This window comes from Streptomyces bobili, assembly GCF_002154575.1.
In the GTDB taxonomy this organism is placed as follows: domain Bacteria; phylum Actinomycetota; class Actinomycetes; order Streptomycetales; family Streptomycetaceae; genus Streptomyces; species Streptomyces bobili.
Window position 1 is genome coordinate 1 of the sequence record NZ_MUBA01000602.1, and the last position, 5968, is coordinate 5968.

Genomic DNA, 5968 nt, shown 5'->3' on the forward strand with positions numbered 1-5968 from the left:
CCCGCCTCATGAGGCGGGGCCAAGGGCCCCTACCGATGATCTGGGCGATACGGCGGCACAGCCACTCGGGAGGGGCCCGACGGGCGACTCGGTCCTCCAGGCTTCCACCCTCCGGCTCGGCTGAGCGACCCAGGGGGCGACGTCTGCCCGCAGGCCGGTGCCCCGGTGCGCTCGCGCGCGCCGGGGCACCGGTCTTCGGGGAGGGCGGTACGGTCCGCGGGCGGGATCAGCCGATGACGCGGCCCAGTTCGATGCGGTCGAGGTTGGGTGCCCAGGCGCTCGCGTTGCCGAACGTCACCTTGTTGGGGCCCTCCTTCAGGTCGACGGGGACACCCAGCGTCCAGTAGTCGTCCCAGCTCCAGGTGTTCTTGAAGGTGACCTCGCGGGGTGCCGCCGTGCCCACGGTGATGTCCGCGGTACGGGACATGATGTCCGTGTTGTACGAGTGGCCGTTGTCGCGTCGCTCGTTGTGGGCGTAGTGGACGACGAGGAGGTAGCGGCCGGCCTTGGGTGCGTCGACCGTGAACTCGGCTGTGCTGGTGGGGCTGTTGCCGAGCCAGCCGATGGAGGAGCCGGCGGAGGCGTGGACGGAGTCGACGAGTCGGGCCCCGCCCGCGAGGGTGGCCGAGGCGCCCTCGTAGGAGAGCGTGCCGGTGGTCGATCCGGCGCCCGAGACGTCCAGGGAGCGGACGCCGGCGTGTCCGGCCGTCACGGCGAGGCGGTTGTTGCCCGCCACGAGGTACAGCCTCAGCGCCTTGCCGGGTGCGGCCGTCACCCTCTCGCCGTGCAGTTCCAGCCGCAGCGCCGCCGAGGCGCGAGGGACGACCGTGTAGTAACCGTCACGCGGTGCGTAGACGTCGAAGACCGCCTTGTCGCCGGAGCGCAGGACGAGCGTGCCGGTACCGGTCCCGGCCGACGAGGAGTAGTCGTACGACGGCTTTCCGCTGATGTCGGCGAGCGTGGCCTCGTACGACGCGGAGGGCGCGCCGGCTGCGGCGGTCAGGTCGATGCGGTCGAGAGTGACCTCGGCGTCGCCCTTGGCCAGGGTCAGCACGTGGGTGCCGGCCGGGAGCTGGACGGTGACGTCCTTCTTGGCTCGGTACGTCCAGTTCTCGGTGGAGGGATAGGTGACCGTGACCGGATCGCCTCCGTCGACCGACAGCTTCTGGGTGGCGGGGGTTCCGGCCTGGTTGCCGTACAGGATCGCGAGGTCGTAGGTCCCGGCGGAGGGGACCGTCACCGTGAAGTCGAGCTTGCTGGAGGCCTGGTTGAGGGAGCCGACGTCCTTGGTGCCGGAGGCCGCGTAGCCGTTGGCGTTGCCGACCGTTCCCTGGGTGTAGACCTGGCCGCCGGTGATGGCGGCGTCCTCCGCCTCGTAGGAGGCGGACCAGGGCACGGTGGCGGCGGACGGGGTGCCGGCGCCGCCCGGGGTGAGGACGACGCGGTAAGCGGACATCTTCCGCATGCCGCGCAGCGGGACGGTCACCGAACCGTCGGCCGCCACCTGGACCTTGGTGCGTGCGAGGACGCGCGGCGCCGCGTGCTGTCCCTCGTAGCCGGACCAGGCGGACTCGGCGACGGTCGCGGTGACCGTACGGCCGAACACGGAGCGGGAGACGTTGCGCACGACGACGTCGGAGTCACCGGCCGCGCCGCCGACCAGGACCTGCGCCTGACGGCGTGCGGTGTCCAGGGAGGCGAGGCCCTGGAGGGTGTCGATCGTGTCGGCCTGCGGCGGGGTCACCTTGACCGTGTCGCCGGTCATCCCGGCGTACCAACGGAAGAACCACCAGCCGCCGTTGGGGATGTTGCTGCGCACGACGTTGCCGTCGAGGTTGCCGGCGGCGTCCCAGTACGCCTGGTTGGCGTACACCTTGTTGCGCTCGAACATCGAGACCCACTGCACGAGCTGGCCGGGTACGGAGAGGTCGCGGCGGTTGGCGTACTCGTCGATGTTGATCTTCAGCGGGGAGATGCCGAGGTTCTTCTCGATCGAGCGGTAGTTGTCGTAGTTGCCCTGGAAGTTGCGGAGAGAGCTGGAGTCCAGTTCGTGCCAGGTCATGATCTGAGGCAGGACTTTCTCGCGCTTGGCGAAGGTGAGGAAGTCCGTCAACAGGCGTGTGTGGTAACCGGATTCGTTGGGGCCGGCGATCCTGGCGTCGGGGTCGATCGCGCGGATGCGCTGGTACACCGTCTTCCAGTCCTTGAGGAACCGGTCCCGGTTGGCCGCGTACTGCGCCGGGTCGGAGGTGCCGAGGTTGTACCAGATCTGGTCGGGCTCGTTGAAGGGTATGTAGACGAACCGGTCGCTGTTCGGGTCGGCCGCCACCTCCTTGACGATCTTGTCGACCTTGGGGAGGTAGTCGTCGATGCCCAGATCCTCGTACGGCCACTTCGCGTAGATGTCCTGCATCATCACGTTGATCTCGCCGCCGCCGTTGCGGAAGAACGACTTGGAGACGGTGAGCGCGTCGCCGTTGGGGTGCTGGGCGCCGCCCTCCGGCTTCTGCGAGATGCTGGTGATCTTCAGGGGTGCGAGCGCGGCGTCGCTGGGAACGCCGTCGTCGCTGAGCCCGTACAGGGTGCCGTTGGCGCCGTGCATCACCGGGCCTTCGGACTGGGCGAGGTCGACGGTGACGCGCTGCGGGTCGGCCGCGGCCGCGGGTCCCGCCGCGGGGAGGGTGCCTGCCATGACGGCTGCTCCGAGTACGGCGGTGACGAAGGCGGTTCGGGGGCGTGATCGCATGCGGCTCGCTCGCGCAGGTGTGGGGGTGGGGGTGGGGGTGCTCACGCTGAGGGACCTCCGGTCATTTGACGGCTCCACTGGTGATTCCGGACACGATCTTTCGCTGGGCCACCAGGAAGATGGCGACCATGGGCAGGCTCATCACCACGACGTACGCGAAGACGAGATGCCAGTTGTTGAGGTAGAGCTGGGCGCTGGCCACCTGGTAGAGGTTCAGTGGCAGGGTCGCCTTGTCTCCGCCGCCGAGGACGAAGAAGGCGTAGAAGATGTCGCTCCAGGCGTAGAGCATCACCATGATCGTGGCGGTGGCGATGACCGGCCTGAGCAGCGGCAGGATGATCTTCCCGAAGATCCGCAGCGGCGTCGCGCCGTCCATCCGGGCGGCCTCCTCCAGCTCCAGGGGGATGGCCCGGATGAAGCCGGTCATGAAGAAGATCGACGTGGACAGATACATCCCGGTGTAGACGGCGATCATGCCGGGCCGCGTGCCGGCCAGTCCCAGTTGCCGCAGCTCCATCACGATGGTGATGACGGCGGGCGGCAGCAACAGCCCGCTGATGCAGAGCGCGTACGCGGCCGACACCAGCTTCGACTTGCGGCGGGCGAAGACCCATGCGGCGCCCGCGCCCAGGATCAGCACCAGGGCCACCGAAGGCACCACGACCAGGAGGGAGTTGAAGAAGCCGCGCAGCATCTCCCCCTGGCCTACGGCGTCTTCGTAGTTGCTCCCCGGCTGCCAGTGCCGGGGGAGACTAAGGTTCGGTGTGATCGCCTCGGCCTGCGGCTTGGCGGAGGTGACGGCGACCAGCCACAGGGGTACGCCCACGGCGAGCCCGGCGATCAGCAGGACGAGCGCCGGACGGCCGTAACGCCAGGCGGGATGCACGGCGGTGCTCACAGCAGTTGCTCCCTTCGGCGCAGTCCGATGACGAGGGGGATCGCGACGGCGACCACGACCAGGAAGAGGACGAGGCTCATCGCGGAGGCCTGGGCGTACAGGCCCTGTCCGAAGATCCGGAACATGTAGATGTTGAAGACCTCCGTGGAGGCCGCGGGCCCGCCGCCGGTGGTGGCCTGCACGATGTCGAAGGTGTTCATCGAGCCGATCAGCGCCGTGGTCACGTTGAAGGTGAGGGCGGGCGCCAGCATCGGCCAGCGCACCGACCAGAAGGTCCGCCACGGCCCGGCACCGTCGCACTTCGCGGCCTCCAGCATCTCGCCGGGGATGCCCTTGAGACCGGCCAGGTAGATCAGCATGGACAGGCCCATCCACTTCCAGCCGTGGATGACGGTGACCAGGACCAGCGTCCAGGTCGTCGAGCCGAGCCAGGGGATGTCCGTGCCGAGGAGGCCGTTGACGGCGCCGTCCTGGTTCAGCAGCGCCTGGAAGACGTAACCGGTTGCGAGAGCCGAGATCAGCACCGGCAGGAAGAAGACGGCACGGAAGAACCGGTTGAATCGGGAGTCCGCCTCCAGCAGCAGCGCCAGCCCCAGCCCGAACGCGTTCTGGAAGACGGCCGCCAGCAGGGCGTACAGCAAAGTGGTGCGGATCGCCCGCAGCAGTGATCCGTCGGCGGCGATGCTCCGGAAGTTGTCCAGGCCGGTGAAGGCGATGTCCGGGTGGTACGAGGACCAGTCGGTGAACGGGTAGTAGAAGTTGAGCAGGTTCGGCACCAGGAAGAAGACCGCGAAGACGGCGATCGCGGGGAGCGCGAACCACCAGGGGTGGTGCACGGCGGCACGGGGCAGCCGTCCGACCTCTTTCTCCCGGCCCCTGGCGGGCGCCGGTTTCTGCTTGCGCGTGTGTATGGCCGTGTCCGCCATCGGTTGAGTCCTTGCCCGTGGGGGTCTGGTCGGTCTAGAAGCCGGTGGCGCCCTGGGCCTTGGCCACCTGCGCGAACTGGTCCTGGATCGCCTGCGCGACCTGCTGCGGAGTCTTCTTGCCGAAGATCATGTCGGCGAGGTAGAGGTGTGTGTCGGGGGCGACGATCGCCTTGGCCTGGAAGACGCCGATGGCCTTGGGCAGCGCCGCGACCTGAGCCGTCGAGGCCTGCGGAAGGCCGGCGGGGGTCGGCACGGACGGCTGGACGGAGGGGATCTTCATCGTCTTGATGTAGTCGGCGTAGTCCGGGCCGAGCCAGAAGGCCATGAACTGGCGGGACGCGTTCTGCCGCTTCTCGTCACCGGTCCTGAAGGCGACCACTCCGTTGGTCTGGTCGGGCGAATACATGCCGGTGGCCGAGGAGTTGGCGATCGGGAACCAGCCGATCCTCTTGTCGATCTCGGCCGTGGAGTACTTGGCCTGCAGCTGGCTCTGGAAGGACGTGACGTTGAGGACCATGCCGGCCTCGCCCTTCCACAGGGAGTCCGCCTGCCCGGTGAAGGTGCCGGTCTTGTAGTTCTTCTGCGCGAGCCCGGCGTCGAGCAGCTTCTCCTTGTACTTCTTGATCGCGCCGACGACGACCGGGTCGGTCCACTTCTTCTTGTTCTGGTTGAGGTCGGCCCACCACTGCTCGTCGAGGTCGGTGAGCTGGACCTGCATCTGCCACTGAAGCGGCCACTTGTCACCGCCGGCCTCGTAGAAGCCCGCCGCCTCGGTGCGGTCCGTGACGGTACGGCCGAGGGCCAGCAACTCGTCGTAGGACTTGGGGAAGTCGCTCTCGGTGATTCCGGCCGCCTTGAAGACGTCCTTGTTGTAGTAGACGCCGAGCATGGCGGGGCTGGTGACGATCGCCGCGTACCGCTTGCCGTCGATGACGCCCAGGGACTGCTCCGTGCCGCCGAGCTTCGAGACCCACGGCTCGCCGTCGAGGGCGAGAAGGTTCTGCTGCGGCTGGATGAAGGGCAGCGTGGAGATCGAGGGCTGCCAGAACATCAGGTCCGGCTTGTCGCCCGAGGCGAGCTTGGTCGGCACGTTCTGCTCGTACGGGTCGGGGATCGCCTGCGTCTCGACCTGGGCGCCGGTGGCCTTCTCGAAGGCCTCGACGACCTGCTTGGGCGCGTTGAGGGTGTTCTGCGCGGTCCACATCGTCAGCTTCACGCCGTCCAGCCGGGCGGTGGGGTCGACCGCCGTCTGCTTCGCGTCGGTGCCCGAGTCGCCGGAACCGACGGAGGGGTCACTGCAGGCGGTGCCGGCCAGACCGACGGCGCATATGAGGGCCAGCGCGGGGAGAGCTCTTCTCTTCATCTCGGGCCTTTCGGGAGACGGGGGGTGGGGTCGGG

General features: G+C 68.3%; 4 protein-coding genes. All 4 read right to left on the reverse strand.

All coding sequences use genetic code 11. The annotated features are described in order from the left end of the window. Positions 1-226: 226 nt before the first annotated feature. The 4 genes from BZL64_RS34660 to BZL64_RS34675 all read right to left on the reverse strand — a co-directional run bounded on the left by BZL64_RS34660 (position 227) and on the right by BZL64_RS34675 (position 5933). Positions 227-2692, reverse strand: coding sequence for a CBM35 domain-containing protein (locus tag BZL64_RS34660; RefSeq protein ID WP_086773044.1), 2466 nt, complete (start codon positions 2690-2692; stop codon positions 227-229). A 115-nt stretch (positions 2693-2807) separates the two neighbouring features. Further along, on the reverse strand, positions 2808-3632 hold the full coding sequence (locus tag BZL64_RS34665) for a carbohydrate ABC transporter permease (protein ID WP_373314879.1): 825 nt from the start codon (positions 3630-3632) through the stop codon (positions 2808-2810). An 8-nt stretch (positions 3633-3640) separates the two neighbouring features. Beyond that, on the reverse strand, positions 3641-4570 hold the full coding sequence (locus BZL64_RS34670) for a carbohydrate ABC transporter permease (protein WP_086773046.1): 930 nt from the start codon (positions 4568-4570) through the stop codon (positions 3641-3643). A 34-nt stretch (positions 4571-4604) separates the two neighbouring features. After that, entirely contained in the window at positions 4605-5933 is a 1329-nt protein-coding gene (locus BZL64_RS34675) for an ABC transporter substrate-binding protein (RefSeq protein ID WP_086773047.1), read from the reverse strand. Positions 5934-5968: the final 35 nt, after the last annotated feature.

Excerpts from the sequence above, each read along its gene's own strand:
- BZL64_RS34660 (WP_086773044.1), bottom strand. The coding sequence starts at position 2,692 with ATGGCAGGCACCCTCCCCGCGGCGGGACCCGCGGCCGCGGCCGACCCG.
- BZL64_RS34670 (WP_086773046.1), bottom strand. The coding sequence starts at position 4,570 with ATGGCGGACACGGCCATACACACGCGCAAGCAGAAACCGGCGCCCGCC.
- BZL64_RS34675 (WP_086773047.1), bottom strand. The coding sequence starts at position 5,933 with ATGAAGAGAAGAGCTCTCCCCGCGCTGGCCCTCATATGCGCCGTCGGT.